This is a genomic window from Lacihabitans lacunae (genome assembly GCF_042649125.1).
GTDB lineage: Bacteria > Bacteroidota > Bacteroidia > Cytophagales > Spirosomataceae > Leadbetterella > Leadbetterella lacunae.
The window spans coordinates 1,433,973-1,452,539 of record NZ_JBHRYQ010000001.1 but is presented as its reverse complement, the minus strand read 5'-3'; the positions used below and the strand labels follow the sequence as shown (position 1 = coordinate 1,452,539).

The window sequence follows — 18,567 nt, the reverse complement described above, 5'->3', positions numbered from 1 at the left end:
TTTTGAATATTTGTGCAAAACAAGCACTTAAAAACACATCAGATATGGAAAGAATATGTGAAACAGACAAAATGAAGGATGAAACGGACAAAGTATTATTTAAGAATTAGCGAGCCAGGACAAAAAAGCGGGACTTTTCTCCTTAGACACTAATATATGTTCCGAAAATTCTAAAGAAATATTGATGAGCAGTTTTCTATTAAAGTACTGGGATACATCTTTTATGATGTTTCTGTTAAGTATTATTTGCCTATTCACTCTATAAAAATAAGGTAAGTTCATTTTTTCAAACTCCTCCAGCGTTTGGGAGGAAACGAATATTTTACCTGCTATAGTGTGTAGTTTTATAATTCCATTTTCGAGATTTATGAGCCCGATTTTATCAATGTTAAGCGGAATTATTTTGTCGTTTTGATGAATCAATATCGACTTTGCAATACTTGAATTCGGATTGTTATTTTCAAAATAAGCCAATAAGTCATTCAAAGAGTTATCTTTTTTCTTAGTCAGAAGTTCAAACTTATCTATGGCTTCTGCTATGTTTGGTGTTGAGAAGGGTTTTAGTACATACGCAATGCCATTGGTTTTGAAAGCTTCAAGGGAAAAGTTATCGTATGCTGTGCAGAATATTACCGGCACTTGTATCTGTAGATTTTTGTAAATTTCGAAACTCACACCGTCACTAAGTTGAATATCTGAAAAAATCAAATCAAAATCAGTATTTTCTTCGAAATATTTAGTGGCGGTTTTTACAGAACCCAATATTTTGACCACTTCATAATCCTTTCTAACTTCAGCAATACAGCTAACAAGGTCCTCTGCCGTAATTTTTTCGTCTTCTATAATTACAACTTTCATTCGGCTATCAATTTTACTTTTACAGCAAACTCCGTTTCTGATTTTATTATCTGAATTTCTTCTCCCGAGAGTAGTTTACTTCTTAGGTTTAGATTATTTAGACCGGTTTTGGTTGAAACCATTTCATTGATTGGCTTTAACATATTTTTGACCTCCAGGTAGTTATCTAAAGTAGTTATTTGGATTATTAATGGCTCATCTTCACTAAACCCATTGTGTTTTATGGCGTTTTCTAGTAGAGTGATGATTGTAAAAAACGGCAAGTTGAAATTATATTTTTTAGGACTGCAGTTAATATGTATTTGAATCAATTCACCGAAACGTACTTTCTGTAGTTCTATGTATGAATTACACATAATAAGCTCTTTTTCAAGCGTATTTACATTTTGTTCATTATTAAACGAGGCTCTAAGGAAATCAGAAAGCTGAACGATGTATCTCTCGGCTTGAGCGGGTTGGTTTTTTATTAATGACTTAGAAATACTGAGTGCATTAAATATGAAATGAGGGTTTATTTGTTCTTTGAGAAGCTTATATTCAGACTCTAATATATTAAATTTTAATTCTGAGTTTTCTTTGTTCAAGTTTAGTTCGTTTTCCTGTGAATATATAAAATTCACTAAAATATAAATTATCCAATTGGCAGAAACTAAGCTGGCCGTTCGAAGAAAAAATATTTTGGTATTTGTGAAGTTTTCAAGGTAATTATCGTCTGTAAAGTAAGATTTTTGGATTAATCCTATGCTTAAAATTATAGCCAAAAGCGAAAATAGGTATATGTTTTTGTGGAGGTTTCTTTCCTCTACTATTTTTTTTATGATGATTTGGGTCAACCAAAAAAACAGAACCCCTACCATTACTGCCCCGCATGCCGAAAAATAATTAATATGTAAATTTTGGGCGACCAAATAAATAGGTGTAACTACCAAAACCGATATAATGGGTGTGGTAATTATTACTGCTCGAATTAATTTTTTATCTATTTGGTTAAGCATAGGTATTTTTTTTACTTTCCGATACAAAACTTCCCGAAAATGTTCGCCAAAAGGTCGTTTGTGGTAATTTGCCCCGTTATCTCACCAAGGTGATGCAGCGAAAGTCTGATGTCTTGTGCCAAGAAATCGCCGGTGATGCCCATGTCTAGTCCTTCCAAAACTTCGGTCAGTGCCTCGTTGGCTTTAGTGAGGTGCTCAAAATGGCGGAGGTTTGTAATGGTGGTATCTTGTGAGCTTAGCTGTTTGGTAGTTTCTATCAAGGCTTTGCTAAGTGCTTCTATGCCGGTTTGGTTTTTGGCAGAAATGGCGATCGCATCTTTCCTAATTTCTTCTTCAGGCAAAATGTCAATTTTGTTTTGAACCCAAAGGATAGATTTTGAACCCGGATATTGCACCAACAGTTTTTCTAAAAACAACCTATTTTCTTCAGTATCAAACAAAAATACTATGATTTGGGCCGCCTGCATGGCTTTTATAGAACGCTCTATGCCCATAGATTCTATCACGTCAGTGGTTTCTCTGATGCCGGCAGTGTCAATAAATCTAAACTTTCGGCCTTCTATAATCACCGTGTCTTCTATCACATCTCGAGTGGTGCCGGCTATGTCAGTTACTATCGCTTTTTCTTCGTTAAGTAGCGTATTTAATAAAGTAGATTTTCCCGCATTTGGAGCACCTATAATCGCAACCGGAACGCCTTCTTTTATAGCATTTCCATGCTCAAAAGAGTCAATGAGTGGATTTATTTGTCCTTGGATTTTTATTATGAGCGACTTTAAATCGTCTCTATCAGCAAATTCCACGTCTTCTTCGCCAAAGTCGAGTTCTAATTCTACTAAACTTGCAAAATTTATTAGTTCTTCTCTCAGTATTTCTAATTTTTTAGAAAAACCTCCTCTTAGTTGATTTATCGCTATTTGGTGAGCCGCTTCTGAGTCTGCCGCTATTAGATCTGCCACAGCCTCAGCCTGTGCTAAGTCTAGCTGTCCGTTAAGAAACGCCCGTTGGGTAAACTCACCTGGCTGTGCCATTTGGCAGCCATTTTTTATCAAAACGCGAAGCAGTCGCCTTACGATATAGTCGCTGCCGTGTGTCGAAATCTCGATGGCGTCTTCTTTTGTGAACGAATGTGGAGCTTTAAATACACTCACCAAAACCTCGTCTAGCGTGACCTCGCCGTCCATTATTCTTCCAAAATGAACGGTATTTGGTTTTACTTTTAAAAGGTTTTTTCCTTTAAAGATTTTGTTTACAATCTCAAAAGTATTTGGTCCGGCCACTCTCACAATGGCTAGTGCTCCTACACCTTGCGGGGTGGCTAATGCACAAATTGTTTCTTTAAAATCCAAGGCTTTTTTTCTTCAAAATTAATGCTTTCAACTGGTTTTTTGGTAAATATCTCTAGTCTTAATTGAAATTGTTTATTTATATCTTATTTTTGGCTTTTAAATAGGCTACCTCGTAAACCCAAATATGCTTTTTAATTCACTTCAGTTTTTGATATTTTTCGTAATAGTAAGTCTGCTTTACTATTCCCTTAACCATAGAGGCAGAATCTGGCTATTACTTTTGGGTAGTTGCTATTTTTATTTGGCGTTTAAGCCCATCTATATTTTTATCTTGCTCATCACCATTTTGGTTGATTATTTTGCGGGTATTTGGATAGGGAAGGCCCAAGGCAAAAAACGCCTCTTATTATTGGTGCTCAGCTTAATAACCAATATTGGTTTCTTGGGTTTTTTCAAATATTTCAACTTTTTGAATGGCAATTTATCTGCACTTTTAGGTGTCTTTCAGATTCAAAATCCGTTGCCATTTTATGAATATTTGCTCCCAATCGGGCTTTCGTTTCATACATTTCAGGCCATGAGTTATACCATAGAGGTGTATAGGGGCAATCAAAAACCAGAAAAAGATTTTGTCATATATTCGCTTTATGTCATGTTTTATCCGCAGCTGGTGGCTGGGCCTATCGAAAGGCCACAGAACTTACTTCCGCAGTTTCATACCTATTTTAAATATGATTTTGAAAATATAAAAGCCGGCCTTATGCTGATGGCTTGGGGAATGTTTAAAAAAGTGGTGATAGCTGACCGACTGTCTCAAATGGTGGATTATTGCTACGATCAGCCACAGGCACATTCGGGGCTCACGCTTTTGGTGGCGTCTATATTTTTCTCTATTCAGATTTACTGCGACTTCTCTGGTTATTCTGACATCGCCATAGGTGCGGCCCGATTGATGGGTTTTAAACTGATGAACAATTTTGATGCTCCTTACCTTTCAAAAAGCATTGGAGAGTTTTGGCGAAGGTGGCACATTTCGCTTTCTACGTGGTTTAAAGACTACCTTTACATCCCTTTGGGTGGAAGCCGCGTTTCGGATGTCAGAAAATACTTCAATTACTTTATTGTGTTTTTGATTTCAGGGTTTTGGCATGGGGCAGCTTGGACGTTCATTATTTGGGGAGGTTTACACGGATTTTTTCAAGTAGTAGGGGATTTGAAAAATAAGATTTTTAAGAATAAATTACCGAGTATTCCTTTTCTTTCTATGCTTTCTACATTTGGATTAGTTATGCTTGCGTGGGTGTTTTTTAGGGCAAAAGGCTTACACAATGCCTTAGTGATTTTAAAGAAAATGTTAATTCCTACCGCAAATTATACAGATTTCAAAATGCCATTTACAAGCCCAGAGTTTATTTTTTGCTGGATATTAATTGCAGTTTTATTTCTAAAAGACATTTATGTTAGGCAAATTTCTACCACTAATACCTCAGGGTTTTATGTGAAGTTTATCGGCTTAGCAGTAGCGTGTTATTTTTTAGGTATTTTTACCTCTAACCAGTTCATTTATTTCCAGTTTTGATGAATCAAATTATCAAATATATCGTCATTGTATTTTTTGCTGTTTTGTGGTTTTTAGGTTGCTCTAAAGACGCATCGAAATATCTCTTTGACAAAAAAATATTAAAAGACGACTATAGATATGGCGACTTATACCGCCTCTCAAATCTCCGAAAATTTAGAGTACCCGTAGACGTTTGTGAGCAAAAAGAAATTACAGACAAAAAGCCAATCCATTTATTTTTAGCCGGTGATAGTTTTACAGAAGAAGGTAGAATTTCGAATGAAAATTTCGTTTCAAAATCCTACACTAGAGGTTTTGTGGCTCAACCAAATCAAGCTCTAGAACTAGACAAACAAACCCAAAATGTCTTGATTGTAGAGACTGTAGAGCGTCATTTAAGAGAGCGTTTTGCTCAGCCTTGGCGTGGGTGGGACACCTTGCACGTGCCTAATGTAGATGTGCCGTTAGTAGACGAAGTCATGAACTACGACATGCCGTACAATGCAGAATTGGAAGAGACCATATTTTTTGGTTCTGATTTTATGTTGTTTTTTAAAGAAATAAAAGCATGGATTAACCTGAATGTGTTTAACAAAACAGATGAAAAAGTGCGTTTATCTGCTGATGGGCAGCATTTGCTATACTATTTAGATGTTGATCCGGGTATCAGTTCAGGCTTTGTGCCGGTTTCTGACGGCGAAATAGATACTTTGGTTCAGCATGCAAACCAAACGTATGCTTACTATAAATCACTCGGCTTTGATGAAGTGTATTTGAGTGTTATTCCCAACAAGTCGAGTATTTTGGGTAGAGACTTGGGCGTTTACAATGACTTGATAAAAAGGGTAGAAAATCACCCTAATCTTCAATTTCCCATCATCAGTATTATTTCTGAATTTGAGAAAGGTGGGGCCTCTGTTTACGATGTAGGAGATACTCACTGGAACTGTAAAGGCAAGTACATTTGGCTCGACAAAGTAAATGGCCTTCTACGGAATCTGAAGTAAGGTTTCTGCAAACTTCGCCACAGTATGGCTATCTAAATATCCTTTACCCGATATTTCTCTCAGCTTAGGTTCATTTACAAATTCGCTAATTACCTGAGCTATTTCATTTGTATTTACTGGGTTTGCTAGTTTTCCAAGCTTGTATTTTTCTACTTGCTCCGCCATTACGCCTTTGTCTGAAACTATCACAGGTTTATGATGCACCGCCGCAATGCCCACAATGCCACTAGAGCCATAGAAGTTTAAATTCATCCGAATGATGACGTCACTTTGGCTAAAAATTGCCTCCATTTCTTCATCTGATACAAATTCATTTTTGGTTTTAAGTTGGTATTTAGAGGTGGTTTTTTTTAGACTTTTTAGCTCTTTTTCGTAATCTGGTTTAAACTTACCTACTATTAAAAGGCTTACTTTTTTTGCAACTTCAGCTGGTAGGCTGTTAAGGGCAGATATGATATTTTCGGTATTCTTTCTTTCGTCAATAAATCCAAATTGAAGGAAAACTACATTGTCTTCCGGAATATCAAATGATTCTCGGAGCTTATAATCCTCAAGTTTTTGGTACGCAAACCACGGGTCTGGCAGGTGAAAGAAGCGTTTCTTTGAGCCATTTAACCAATTTGGCATGTTTTCATCATTAAGGATAAAAACCTGCTTTAACTTAGAATTAGAAAGTGCAAACTTCATGGTAGCAGCCTTTTGAAGTCTTATTATTCTGTTTTTTTGTCTTGCCTTAAAAGTATTTGTTTCAGGGAGCATTCTGGCATAAGGCCTAAACCAGATACCGCCAATGGTAAAAGGTGTTTTAGCCTTCCCAATTTCGAGTTGGTAAGGGTCAAGTTCCAACAATACCAAATGTTTGATGTTGTGTTGCTTCGCAAAAGACTTGATACACTTCCATTGAGCCGCAGCTTTTTTCAAAAAACCAGTTTGCGAATCTATAGTCCCTTGCTCTTCTGTGCTTAAGTATTCAATAGAAATCCATTCTTTGCCAGGGTCAGAAAGTTTAAACGTAGAGCTGTTATTCACCAAAATATAAAACCTATGCTTATTCTTATTTTGGCTTATATAGTTTATCGTATTTTGAACAAATCCAAGTTTATGGCCGTCTAGGGCAATATTTAAGTCCGTAATTAAAACATTCATTTAGTCTCTATAGATATTTTTAGACGGGATTCGGGTCAAAAGAATAAAACCAACCGCAAAAAGTACGATTAGAAATAAAATAGAATATCGCATGTTTCCGGTTAACTGAATTATAAAACCAAAAATAAATGTACCCAAGGCAATCGCCATTTTTTCAGTGATGTCATAAAAAGCAAAATAAGCTGCTGTATTTGGTTCATTATCAGGGATTAACTTGGCAAATGTAGAACGAGAAAGTGCTTGGATACCACCCATAACCAAACCTACAATAGCTGCGATAACATAAAATTGGGTAGCTTCTGTTGTAAAATATGCTGCTACAGGCACCACAGACCAAACTATTATTTCTATTCGAAGTGCAATGGTATTTCCGTATTTAGAAGATAAAAAAGAGGCTAAATATGATCCTGGAATCGCGACCAACTGAATGAGTAGGAGTGTGGCAATTAGACCATCTCTCGGAATCTGAAGTTCTTTGTCTGCAAAAATGGTGGCTACGTAGATAACGGTCATCACGCCCATGTCGTAAATAAAAAATGCTGCTAGAAAACGCTTCAGGTATTTTTGTTTTTGAGTCTCTAAAAACACATGCTTAAGTTGTAAGAAACCATTTTTTAACCACTTTTTCTGGAAAGACTTGCTTTCATCTTTTGGTAAAAAATAAAATGGAATTTGAGCAAAACCTGCCCACCAAATACCCACGGTCAAGAAAGCTAAACGTGAGGTAAAACCAGATTTAGAGTCGGCTTCGGTTAAACCCACAAACTCGGGTTTTATAATCATTACTAGGTTAAAAATCAATAAGATAACGCTTCCTATGTATCCGAATACAAAACCTCTTGCACTTAGTTTGTCGTAGTTTTCTTCGGTGGCTATTTGCGGGATAAATGCGTTATAGAAAACGATACTGCCTCCCCAACCGATTATCGAGAAGCCAAAAGCGATTATGGCAGATGTTACATTGTCTTTTGTGAAAAAATAAAAATATGCACAAGACGCAGAGCCCAAATAGCAGAATATTTTCATAAACATCTTTTTTCTTCCCGAATAATCCGCAATGCCTGTTAAGATCGGATTGAGAATCACCAAAAATATTGAAGCAACAGAAAGAGTGTATGAATATAAAACGTCGTTGTTTACCTGAAAACCGAGAAAATCGATAAGGTCGCCGCCTTGGGCATTGACTGCTGTGGCGTGGTAATATATAGGAAAAATGACGGTTGTAATCACCAAATTATGAACCGAATTTGCCCAGTCATACATAGACCATGCATTCCAGATTTTCTTATTATTTATAAAATTCATTAAATAGGGTTTATTTTTATATATTATTCAAAAATAAGTGCCTCATTTCTTATTTCTTAGTTTTTTAAGGTTTTATTTAGTTTTGTTATTTTTTTTTAATTCCAATCCAAGGATTTAAGTAATTCAAATATCAGAATATTTTTTTCTGTAATTTTATAATTGTTCTATTTTTTAAACCTTATTCAAAATTGTTATAAATGATGAAAAAAATCATATGTTCGGCCGTTTTATTACTGTCTAGTTTTTTGAGTTTTGGACAAAATAAATCGCTAAAAGAGTCCTACAAAAATACCTTTAAAGTAGGAGTAGCCGTAAATCCAGAGATAGTTTCGGGAATTGATAAGCAGTCTCAAGCGATTGTAAAAGAGCATTTTAATGCCATTACGGTAGAAAATGTAATGAAAGCTGCATTAATAAATCCCGAGCCTGGGGTTTATAACTTTGGTCCGGCAGACGAATACGTACAGTTCGGAAAGGCGAATAACATGTTTATTATTGGCCATACATTGGTTTGGCACAATCAAACCCCTGAGTGGTTTTTTAAAGACGAAAAAGGGAATCTTCATGCTAAAGAGGCTGTAAAACAACGTTTGCACGACCACATAAAACTTGTAGCTGGCAGATATGCCGGAAAAGTAGATGCCTGGGACGTGGTCAATGAGCAAATAGGAGAAGATGGAAACTATCGACCTACTTCTTGGGTAAATGGCATAGGCGATGGCGATGAATTGATGAGGTTGGCATTTACGTATGCGGCTAAATATGCTCAAAACACAGAACTTTATTATAACGACTTTAACGCTTGGCGACCAGAAAAAAGAGATGGAATTATAAGAATGGTTAAAATGCTTCAAAAGGCAGGAATCAGAATAGATGGCGTAGGGATACAAGGGCACTGGGGACTAAATTATCCTAAGAATACTTACATAGAGGAAGCTATAGATGCCTATGCTGCGTGTGGCATAAAGGTGATGATTACTGAGCTTGACGTGGACGTTTTGCCACTTACGCGTGAAGGGCAGATTATCGGACAAGGAATGCTGCATCCTCAGTTTCAGTTAGAAGAGTTTAAAGAATACTTAGACCCGTATACCAAAGGTTTGCCGGCTGATATTCAGCAAAAGTTAACCAACAGATACGAGGAGCTTTTCCAAATATTTTATAACAAAAGAGATAAGATAGACCGCGTAACCTTTTGGGGTGTTCACGATGGCATGAACTGGAAAAATGATTATCCAATAGCAAATAGGACGAACTATCCGCTTCTTTGGAATAGAGATTTTACGGCCAAACCTGCACTTCAAAAGATTTTAGAAATACCGAAAAAATAAAACAAAGATATGTCGCTTAAGTTTGTAGCGTTTTGAATGTGTAATAATTTGAGAAATAATATTTTTTTACAATAAGAAGTAAACTATACCATGAAAGTTAGAAATTTAATTGACCTTATTAAAAAAAACATAACACTTTTAACAGTTTGCTGTGCCTATTTCTCCAATGTATTTATTGTGAATTTGGCTTATGTTTTAAAAAAAGGGCCTTTCGATTTTTTTAGAATTTCTGAATTAGAAATGGTGCATGCAAACAGCCAAAGTTTAATAGCTCAGCATAGTGGAATGTTAATTGGGGTTTTGGTATTTGGTTTTTTAGCAGACCGAAAAGGAAGAATGAAAATTCTATTTTTTTCTGTTTTTTTGTTTGCAGTCAGTACTTTTTTAATTGGCATTGTCACTAATTTTAAGTTGTTTTTGGTTTTAAAATTCATAACCGGATTTGGTATAGCTTCTGAATTTGGCATAGGTTTAGTGATAGTAGTGGAAAAATATGGAAACAAAATTCGCTCTTATTACGTTGCTTTTGTGGCTATATTCGGATATTTGGCCATGTTTTTAGTTGCTTTTTTAGCAAAACATGTTGAATGGCAAAATCTATATATTTTTGGAGGATTGGTTAGCCTATTCATAATGATTTTTAGATTTTCCACATTTGAATCTGATATATTTATTAAATTCAAAAAGTCTCCAAAAAGGGAGTTCCTTTTTTTTGAAACTAAAAACTTTAAAGGACTTTTCTATTTAGTATTGACGATTCTGCCAATCTATTTCATGTCTGCCAGTGCCAATTTTATAAGTGTATCGTATTTTAAAGACATAAAATTAAATATTTCAGACTCAGTTCAATACTTCGCTTTAGGTGGGATTTCTTGTATAGTTTTTTCTGCAGTTTTCAGTAAAAAACTTAGAAGTCGTAAAGGGGTTATTTTATTTAATATTGTTCTTTTATTCGTTACATTTGTTGCCTTTTTTTATGTTGAAATGACCCCTAGATTCCATCTCTTCTTTAGTTTTTTATTTGGCCTTTTTGGTACATATCAATTTGAACTTTTATTATTTTCAATTGAGAGTTTCAGTACTCAAATGAGGGCTTTCGCAACAACCTTGGTTTATGGGTTGGGTAGATCTTCAGTTTTTCTATTTTCTTTATTAATTCCTAAGGTAGATTTTTTTTTTAGTGACTATAAAAAAACCTGTTTTTTAATTCTTACCATTTTATGTTTATTAGCTATTTTTAGTTTATCTAAACTAAAAGAACACTATAACAGAGACCTGAATTTTTGATTTCTTCTGAATATTTCTAATTTCTTAAGCGTAAAAAAACAATTCTACAATCTAGGACAATTCATATTTCAGTGACATATATCATAGTGTTTACCGTTTTTATTTCGGTTTTTGCAATTGTTTTTAAATGAAACATTAAAGGATTCCAAAGCAGTAAATAACCGTAAAATATGAAAACTCAAACAGAATTATTTTTAGAACTTTGGATAGAATCTCGCACCAGATTTACCAATCAATTGCCCCAAATCACCGAAAAAGATTTATTGAAAAAACTCACTCCTTCTGTTAATTCAGTAGGGTTTTTAATCCGACATATTGGAGATGTGGAGTTACTTTTTGCCAAAAATGTCTTTGGTTTAAAAGACCTAAATGTTTCTGCCAAAACCGTGATAGCAAAACATGACACAGGCGAGTGGACCAACCTAAAAGAATTGGTGGATTACTGTGATTTATCGTTTAATGCTCTCAAATCTATTATAGAAAAACAAACGGATGCCAATTGGGTCGAAAGTGTAGAAACCAAAGAATTTGGACTAAAAACTAAGGCTGAGGCCTTTGGTAGGATAGTTTCTCACACGGCATATCACGCTGGCCAAATCGCGATTATTAATAAATACGGTTCTTAATAAATTAATAAAAATCAAAAAAATGAAATTTGAATTATTGTGGGTAGCTATATTGGCTCCCTTATTTTTGAAAGCCCAAAAAGTAAAAGTAGTGGGTTCGATGTCGGAAATGGGAAAAGAGAATTTTGCCCCACACATAAAACTTGACACCATCGCTAATAAAAAGCATTTGTACGGCATGGGGCCTTATAATCGGATGCAAGGAGAAATTACCATAGTAGACGGCAAACCTTTTTATAGCTCTGTAAATGAGGTCGGTGATGCCATTAATGCCGCAAGCTGGAAAATAGAGTCGCCGTTTTTTGTATCTGCCAATGTGCCAAAGTGGAAAGAAATTAAGGTTTCTGTAGCCTTGAATTCGGAAGTTGAAATACAGAAACTCATAACTGACCTAGCTATCAAAAATGGGTTCGATTTAAACACACCTTTTTCATTTCGAATAAAAGGACATTTTGATGAAATAGTTACGCATGTGGTGATGCCGCGAAGCAATGACATTAAAGGATATGTTGAAGGTAAAAAACAAGCAGATTATAACAATATTGACCAAGACGGGGAGCTTATTGGCTTCTTCTCAAACAAGCATCAAGGCGTATTTACTTCTAAAAGCAGTTTGGTGCATGTACATTTTATAAGTGACGATTATACCTTTATGGGGCATTTGGATAAAATTACTCAAGCTAAAAGTAGTTTTAGTGTGTTTTTGCCCCAAAAGTAAAAACCGATACTCTTAATAAGAATTCATTATAAGCTTAGAATGCCCATTTAATAAAATAGCGTTAAGTTTTAAAACTTAACGCCGTTTGTTTTTTATATCAAAATTAGAATTGGAGTACGTTTTTTTTGTAGGCTTTGTTTATTTTAAAACTTCCACCGAATTTAGTTCTGGTCCGCCGCCCATATTTCCTGACCCTGCGGCAGTGTATATGCTTCTATTTACTACGGCTGCTGAAGTTCCGTGTCTGCCTTGCTTAAGCGATGGCAGCTTTTCCCAAGTCATGGTTTTGGTGTTTAGTGCTTCCACTTCGCTGTGTGAGCTCTTTTGTGAGCCACTTTCGCCACCTATTACTATTAATTTTTTATTTATCACCACAGAAGAGGTACCCGCTCTTTGAGTCGGAATATTTTGGATTTCGGGTAGGGTAGACCACGTTTGCGTTTTAAAGTCAAAGACATCTACCGCAGCTTCTGTAAGTTGGAAAACCTGGTTTATCTTTCCGCTTGACTGTCTACCTCCTGCTACATATATTTTGTTGTCAATTACTACTGCCTGCGAGTGATCTCTTGCATGTGGTGCGTCAGGTAACTTACGCCAAGTGTTGGTTTTTGGGTTATATTCATCTAACCATGCTACGTGTCCGTCCCAGTGGCCATCTTGGATTCCGCAAACCATGTAAATTTTGTTTTTATAAACAAAAACTCCAGCCGAACCTCTGTTTCTATCAGCAGGTATTTCTGGTCCATCTCTCCATTTGTTTTCTTTTGGATTAAATATCAAAATATGGTCAATCGGAGTTTCGTGCGGATATTTTCCTGTGAATGCACCGAGTACCCAAAGCTCGTTTTTGTATGATATCGCCTGAAAATGATTAATTTCTAAAGGCGTTTCGGCTAGTTTTGTCCAAGTGTTCGTCTTTAAATTGAGGCTTTCTACGGGTTTTATACCGCGGCCACCAACTAATAGTATATTGTTTTCGATTGCAACTAGTGAATTTTCATGTCTGTTTGTACACGTATTTTCGGTTTTTAGGTCTTCCCAACTTTGTCCGAAAACAAAGTTTTGGGTCATCCACAAAATTCCAAGAGCGAGGTAGTTTTTCATTTTGGCTAGAATTATAAGTAAGGTTGTTTTAATTTCGGTAAAAATAATGCTATTTTTTGCTATTCCGAATCAATATTAGCTTCATTTTGTAAATAATTAAATTCAAAAAAGTATTAAAATGATTAAAGTCAATTAATATAAGAATGACAAAGTATTTTGAAATTACTTGTAATTAATAGTTATTTTGTGAGCTAATGTTTGATTAAAAGAAGTGGATTTAACTAAATGAATTCACTTTAATCCAATTAACTGGCTTATTCTTTATAATTTTATATTTTAAGCTATTCAGGTTAAAGTGTGAACCTTTTATTTGTCCCTAATTATTATAAATCAATATGATTTTTGCTCAAGAGCCAAAAAATGAAAAAGCGAGATTAAAAGTTTTAAAAGAGTATCAAATTCTGGATACGGAGAGAGAAACTCAATTTAGCGAAATCAGCGACTTGGCTAGTCTTATTTGTAATACACCAGTGGCTCTGATAGCTTTTTTGGACAAAGACCGCAACTGGTTTAAGGCTTCTACGGGCATCGAAATCTATGAATCTCCACGAAATATCTCTTTTTGTTCGCACGCCATCGTGAGCGACGACGAGGTTTTTGAAATTGAAAATTTAGAGAAAGACAATCGTTTTTTTGATAATCCATTGGTAGACCAAGAGCCTAAAGTAAAGTTTTATGCCGGCGTTCCTTTAAAAGATCAGAGTGGTTTTGCACTGGGTACATTGTGTGTTTTTCATATGGAGCCGCACAATCTGACAGATTTTCAGAAGAAAGCCTTAAAAATGTTAGGTAAGCAGGTCATGAAGTTGCTTGAGCTCCATCGTTTTCATGCAGAAGCTGAGAAAAAAGGGAAGGAAATAAAGAAAAATTTAGAAAAAAAGGTAAAACAAAGAACCAAAGAGTTAATCCTTACTAACGAGAAACTAAAAGCTAAAAACGAAGAAGTGGAGCAGCTCGTATACATTGCAAGCCATGACCTCAAAGAGCCCATCCGGAAAATTAAACTATACAGCGACCTTTTAATCAAAAAAAGCACGGAAAGTTCGGTTGATATTAGTTTAATAAATAAGATTCAATCAAGTGCAGACCGTGCTCATTTGCTGGTGAATGACATACTGAGTTATGCGTCTATTCATGAGGATAAAAAGAAATATAAAACCCTCGACTTAAACGCTATCATAGAGGATGTTAAAGAGAGTTTGGTTGAAAATATTAGAGATAGCAAAGCAGAAATAATTGTAGAAAAGTTAGGAAAAATTAAAGGAGATGCGAGTCAGTTTTTTCAATTGTTTCAAAACCTTATTTCTAATTCTATAAAATACAACATGAACCAACCTAGGCTCGAAATAAAGGGCGAAGTTGTATTAAATGCAAAGCAAATTTCAGCTGATATTGATAATCAAAAACAAAACTATTATTGTATTTCGATAACTGATAATGGAATAGGTTTCGACCTCAAATACAAAGACAAAATCTTTGATTTTTTCCAAAGGCTTCATAAAAATACCGAGTATAACGGTACGGGTATCGGGCTGTCTATCGTCAAAAAAATAGTGCTCGCACACAAAGGATATATCGAGGTAGAAAGTGAGCAAAAAAAAGGTTCCTCTTTTAAAATCTATCTTCCACTTTAAGCCGATTTTGGTATTTTGAATTATAAAAATATTACGACAATACAAACTGTAGAAATATTTCCCCACTTTTTATTTCCCGCTTGATTTGAAGGCTCCAATTTCATTTGAGAGCGATTTGTTTCCTTTGGAACGCATTTTTATTAAATATTTAGAGAAAAAGAAATATTGAGAATTCGCAAAGAATGAGCTTTGTGGAGTTAAGGTATTTTTGATTCATTCTGAAATGAAACTTCGGTTTTTATCAAAGAATGAAATGCGATTCTGACAAAAAATTAAAAACTATAATGATGACAAATGAAGACCCTTTCATTTCTACTAAAGTTGACAGTTGGCTGATAAAAATCTACAATGGTTACAGTTTTGGAATTCGTTTTTTTACTGATTTTTCTTTCGAAAAGTTGGTTTTTAGCGAGTTCATTAATCAATGTTACCAAATAGGCCTAAAAACCCTTCCATTGATAAGTCTCACCGGATTTGTTACAGGGTTTGTTTTTACCATGCAGTCGCGGCCATCACTTCAAGACTTTGGTGCTACCTCATGGTTGCCCAGTTTGGTAGCCATAGCCATAGTTCGTGCTTTGGCAACCTTAGTTACGGCTATTATTGCTGCCGGCAGGGTAGGGTCAAATATCGGTGCAGAGCTCGGTAGTATGAAAGTAACCGAGCAAATAGACGCCATGGAGGTTTCGGCCGTAAATCCGTATAATTACCTGGTTATCAATCGGGTTTTGGCTACAACTATTTGTATTCCCATTTTATCTTTTTATGCGGCACTGGTGGCTCTAACAGGTTCGTTTCTTAATGTTTATGCCAACGAAAGCACCAACCTCATTTCTTATTTGTATTCCGCATTTGAGTCCATTGGTTTTTTAGATATCAGCTCGGCACTTATTAAAGCCATTTCTTTTGGTTTTACTATTGGCATGGTGAGTTGCTACGCAGGTTTTCATGCGGAGAAAGGCACTTTAGGAGTCGGAAAAGCAGCCAATACTTCGGTGGTGAAATCGATTTTTATAATTTTTATACTTGAAATGTTTATAGTCCAAATCACAAATTCATTTAGATAAATATGTCAGTAATATATATAAAAGACCTTTTCAAGTCATTTGGAACCCTCGATGTGCTGAAAGGGGTAGAATTAAACCTAGAACCCAAAGAAAACTTGGCTGTTCTTGGAAAATCAGGAAGCGGAAAATCGGTTTTGATTAAGATCATTGCAGGTTTAATATCGCCAGACAAGGGTCATGTGGAGGTTTTAGGCAAAAACTTGGAGCATATATCAAAAAAAGAACTTGAGCAGCTTAGGCTAAAATTGGGCTTTTGTTTTCAAAACAGTGCTTTGTATGATAGCATGACTATCAACGAAAATATCTTGTTTCCGCTTAAGTATGCCCTCAAAACGGATACGCCAGCCGAAATGCAAAAAAAAGCCGATCAAGTGCTGGAGGCCGTTGGGCTTTTGAGGAGTAAAAACCAAATGCCGAGCGAGTTATCGGGAGGTCAAAAAAAGCGAATCGGAATAGCCAGAACCGTGGTGATGAATCCCGAAATAATACTGTATGATGAACCCACATCTGGCCTTGACCCCATAACCTGTGTGGAGGTTAATGAGTTGATTTTAAGAATAAAACATGAATACGATACCAGTGCCATTATCATTACCCACGACCTGACATGTGCCAAACACACCTCTGACAGAATCTCGGTTTTGTTAGACGGATATTTTAAGAAGACAGGAAAGTTTGACGAGGTTTTTAATGAAGAAGCCAATAACGAAATAAAGGAATTTTACAATTATAATTTTATAAAATAAGAGTATGAAAAATAAAGGTGCAAAAGTGGGCTTATTTGTCTTAATAGGTCTTTTGATATTTTCTAGTGGCTTGGTTTTGATCGGAAGTATGCGGAAGTTATTTGTTCCCAAAATACAGGCCACAGCCACTTTTAATGATGTTTCGGGATTATCTAAAGGAAACAATGTGACCTACGCGGGTGTAAAGGTGGGAACCGTAGAATCACTAAGTTTCACGCCAAATCAAGGAGTAAAAGTTACATTTGGAATAACCGAAAATTCGCAGGAGTTTATCTACAAAGATGCCATCATTAAAGTAAGTACAGATGGTTTAATTGGTAACCCGCTTTTGGTGATCACCGGCGGAAGTCCACAAAGGGGAGCTATTGCAGATGGTCATATATTTAGTGTGAGCAAAGAAGATTCTCAGCAAGATATGCTAAAGACCTTCCAAGAGAGCAATAAGAACATTTTGGCCATAACGTCAGATGTTAAGGTGATAGTGGATGAAATTAAAAACGGGAAAGGGAGTTTGGGTAAAATATTGAAAGACGAAAAAATCTATGAAAACCTAGACCAAACACTTGCTAAACTCAACGCTTCAGCTAGCCAAGTTGGCGTAATGGCCAATAACATGACCGAGTTTAGCAAAGGGCTTACTGATAAAAATACCCTGCCATATCAACTTACCAGAAATACCACTATAATGCCGCAGCTGACGCAGACATCAAGTAAACTGGTGGAAACCAGTGCATCTTTTAAACAAACTGCGGATGAAACCAATGCCATGATAAAGGATTTGAATAAAAATATCAATAACTTATTATCAGACCAAAACAGTCCCTTGGGTGTAGTAACCAAAGACGATAAGGCTGCTGAAAATATCCGAAACACGATTAGTAACTTAGCGTCTAGCTCGTCAAAACTGAGCGAAAACATGGAGGCCTTGCAGCATAATATATTTTTTAGAAGGTATTTTAAGAAAAAAGATAAAGAAAACTCAAACGAAAAATAAGACTATGTTAAAAGACAAAATAGCAGTAGTGACAGGTAGCAGTGGCGGCATTGGCAAGGCCATAGCTATCGCGATGGCTCAAAAAGGGGCCAAGGTGGTGGTGAATTACTCTTCTTCTGAGGAGGAGGCTTTGGAGGCTGTGGAAGAAATAAAAAAGTATTCGGATGGAATTGCCATAAAAGCAAATGTAGCCTCTGAGTCTGACATGCAAAATCTGATTGATGTCACAATTGATAACTTTGGCAGGCTCGATATTATGGTCTGTAATGCCGGCATTCAGGTTGATTCGCCGTTTTTGAAAATGGACCTCACGCAATGGCAAAAAGTAATAGATGTAAACCTTACAGGGCAGTTTATTGCCATGAATTTAGCCGCTAAACAGTTTATGAAACAAGAAACTGTAAAAGGCCAAATCCGAGGGAATATAATAGCAATAAGTTCGGTACACGACATGATTCCTTGGGCGGGTCATGTAAATTATGCGGCTTCAAAAGGCGGAGTTTTGATGCTCATGAAGTCAGTAGCTCAAGAGTTGGCTCCATTGGGTATTAGAGTAAACGCAATATCGCCGGGGGCTATTCAAACAAACATAAATAAATCTGCTTGGAGCGACTCTGAAAATATGGAGAAGCTATTGGATTTAATTCCTTATAAAAGAATAGGTCAGCCAGAAGATGTAGCCAAAGCGGCATGTTGGCTAGCCAGTAGCGAAAGTGATTATATTATAGGAGAAACTACCTACATTGATGGCGGCATGATGCTCTATCCCGAATTTGCGGATAATGGTTGATTATCAGCATAGTAATTATTTTTTTTTTGACCCAGAATTTATTTTCGGGGTCTTTTTTTTGCCCCAAAAAATGAATGGAATAGTATATTTTTTCTTTTGAATATATCTT

At 35.9% G+C, this 18,567-nt stretch carries 17 protein-coding genes; 11 read left to right on the top strand and 6 right to left on the bottom strand.

Annotated elements, in window-relative coordinates; translation table 11 throughout:
• Positions 1-99: 99 nt before the first annotated feature.
• The 3 genes from ACFOOI_RS06330 to mnmE are packed head-to-tail and all read right to left on the bottom strand — an operon-like array spanning position 100 to position 3,202.
• Positions 100-858 (bottom strand): LytR/AlgR family response regulator transcription factor, encoded by a 759-nt coding sequence (locus ACFOOI_RS06330; protein ID WP_379836246.1) that lies wholly within the window; start codon positions 856-858, stop codon positions 100-102.
• Complete coding sequence (locus tag ACFOOI_RS06325) at positions 855-1,853, bottom strand: sensor histidine kinase (protein WP_379836244.1); 999 nt, start codon at positions 1,851-1,853, stop codon at positions 855-857. Before ACFOOI_RS06325 ends, ACFOOI_RS06330 begins: the two co-directional genes overlap by 4 nt.
• 11 nt (positions 1,854-1,864) lie before the next feature.
• Positions 1,865-3,202, bottom strand: a complete 1,338-nt coding sequence (gene mnmE / locus ACFOOI_RS06320) for a tRNA uridine-5-carboxymethylaminomethyl(34) synthesis GTPase MnmE (RefSeq protein ID WP_379836242.1) — start codon at positions 3,200-3,202, stop codon at positions 1,865-1,867.
• Between the two features lie 124 nt (positions 3,203-3,326).
• On the opposite strand from mnmE, the gene ACFOOI_RS06315 reads away from it, so the two are divergent.
• Together ACFOOI_RS06315 and ACFOOI_RS06310 are read left to right on the top strand one after the other, a co-directional pair.
• On the top strand, positions 3,327-4,721 hold the full coding sequence (locus ACFOOI_RS06315; RefSeq protein ID WP_379836240.1) for an MBOAT family O-acyltransferase: 1,395 nt from the start codon (positions 3,327-3,329) through the stop codon (positions 4,719-4,721).
• Positions 4,721-5,710 (top strand): hypothetical protein, encoded by a 990-nt coding sequence (locus tag ACFOOI_RS06310; protein ID WP_379836238.1) that lies wholly within the window; start codon positions 4,721-4,723, stop codon positions 5,708-5,710. Before ACFOOI_RS06315 ends, ACFOOI_RS06310 begins: the two co-directional genes overlap by 1 nt.
• Here the strand turns inward: ACFOOI_RS06310 and ACFOOI_RS06305 are convergent.
• Complete coding sequence (locus ACFOOI_RS06305; RefSeq protein ID WP_379836236.1) at positions 5,693-6,856, bottom strand: glycosyltransferase; 1,164 nt, start codon at positions 6,854-6,856, stop codon at positions 5,693-5,695. The two genes, ACFOOI_RS06310 and ACFOOI_RS06305, sit on opposite strands and share 18 nt — an antisense overlap.
• On the bottom strand, positions 6,857-8,161 hold the full coding sequence (locus ACFOOI_RS06300; RefSeq protein WP_379836234.1) for an MFS transporter: 1,305 nt from the start codon (positions 8,159-8,161) through the stop codon (positions 6,857-6,859). It abuts the gene before it with no gap.
• Between the two features lie 200 nt (positions 8,162-8,361).
• Between ACFOOI_RS06300 and ACFOOI_RS06295 the strand changes: the two genes are divergently transcribed.
• The 4 genes from ACFOOI_RS06295 (at position 8,362) to ACFOOI_RS06280 (ending at position 12,123) form a co-directional block, all read left to right on the top strand.
• Positions 8,362-9,492, top strand: a complete 1,131-nt coding sequence (locus ACFOOI_RS06295) for an endo-1,4-beta-xylanase (RefSeq protein WP_379836232.1) — start codon at positions 8,362-8,364, stop codon at positions 9,490-9,492.
• A gap of 90 nt (positions 9,493-9,582) precedes the next feature.
• A complete protein-coding gene (locus ACFOOI_RS06290) occupies positions 9,583-10,779 on the top strand; it encodes an MFS transporter (protein ID WP_379836230.1) in 1,197 nt (398 codons plus the stop codon).
• Positions 10,780-10,949: 170 nt separating this feature from the next.
• Positions 10,950-11,405 (top strand): DinB family protein, encoded by a 456-nt coding sequence (locus ACFOOI_RS06285; RefSeq protein ID WP_379836228.1) that lies wholly within the window; start codon positions 10,950-10,952, stop codon positions 11,403-11,405.
• A 22-nt stretch (positions 11,406-11,427) separates the two neighbouring features.
• Positions 11,428-12,123, top strand: a complete 696-nt coding sequence (locus ACFOOI_RS06280; protein WP_379836226.1) for an acetolactate decarboxylase — start codon at positions 11,428-11,430, stop codon at positions 12,121-12,123.
• A 138-nt stretch (positions 12,124-12,261) separates the two neighbouring features.
• Here the strand turns inward: ACFOOI_RS06280 and ACFOOI_RS06275 are convergent, their stop codons facing one another.
• Positions 12,262-13,227, bottom strand: a complete 966-nt coding sequence (locus ACFOOI_RS06275; protein ID WP_379836224.1) for a Kelch repeat-containing protein — start codon at positions 13,225-13,227, stop codon at positions 12,262-12,264.
• A gap of 335 nt (positions 13,228-13,562) precedes the next feature.
• Between ACFOOI_RS06275 and ACFOOI_RS06270 the strand changes: the two genes are divergently transcribed.
• The 5 genes from ACFOOI_RS06270 (at position 13,563) to ACFOOI_RS06250 (ending at position 18,458) form a co-directional block, all read left to right on the top strand.
• Positions 13,563-14,861: a GAF domain-containing sensor histidine kinase gene (locus tag ACFOOI_RS06270; protein ID WP_379836222.1), complete on the top strand. Its 1,299-nt coding sequence runs from the start codon at positions 13,563-13,565 to the stop codon at positions 14,859-14,861.
• A 284-nt stretch (positions 14,862-15,145) separates the two neighbouring features.
• Positions 15,146-15,928, top strand: coding sequence for an MlaE family ABC transporter permease (locus tag ACFOOI_RS06265; RefSeq protein ID WP_379836220.1), 783 nt, complete (start codon positions 15,146-15,148; stop codon positions 15,926-15,928).
• Positions 15,925-16,674: an ABC transporter ATP-binding protein gene (locus ACFOOI_RS06260; RefSeq protein ID WP_379840180.1), complete on the top strand. Its 750-nt coding sequence runs from the start codon at positions 15,925-15,927 to the stop codon at positions 16,672-16,674. The genes ACFOOI_RS06265 and ACFOOI_RS06260 overlap by 4 nt, the downstream gene beginning before the upstream one ends.
• Positions 16,675-16,678: 4 nt before the next feature.
• The gene (locus ACFOOI_RS06255) at positions 16,679-17,668 is read left to right on the top strand and encodes an MlaD family protein (protein WP_379836218.1); all 990 of its coding nucleotides are present in this window, start codon (positions 16,679-16,681) and stop codon (positions 17,666-17,668) included.
• Between the two features lie 4 nt (positions 17,669-17,672).
• Entirely contained in the window at positions 17,673-18,458 is a 786-nt protein-coding gene (locus ACFOOI_RS06250; RefSeq protein ID WP_379836216.1) for a glucose 1-dehydrogenase, read from the top strand.
• Positions 18,459-18,567: the final 109 nt, after the last annotated feature.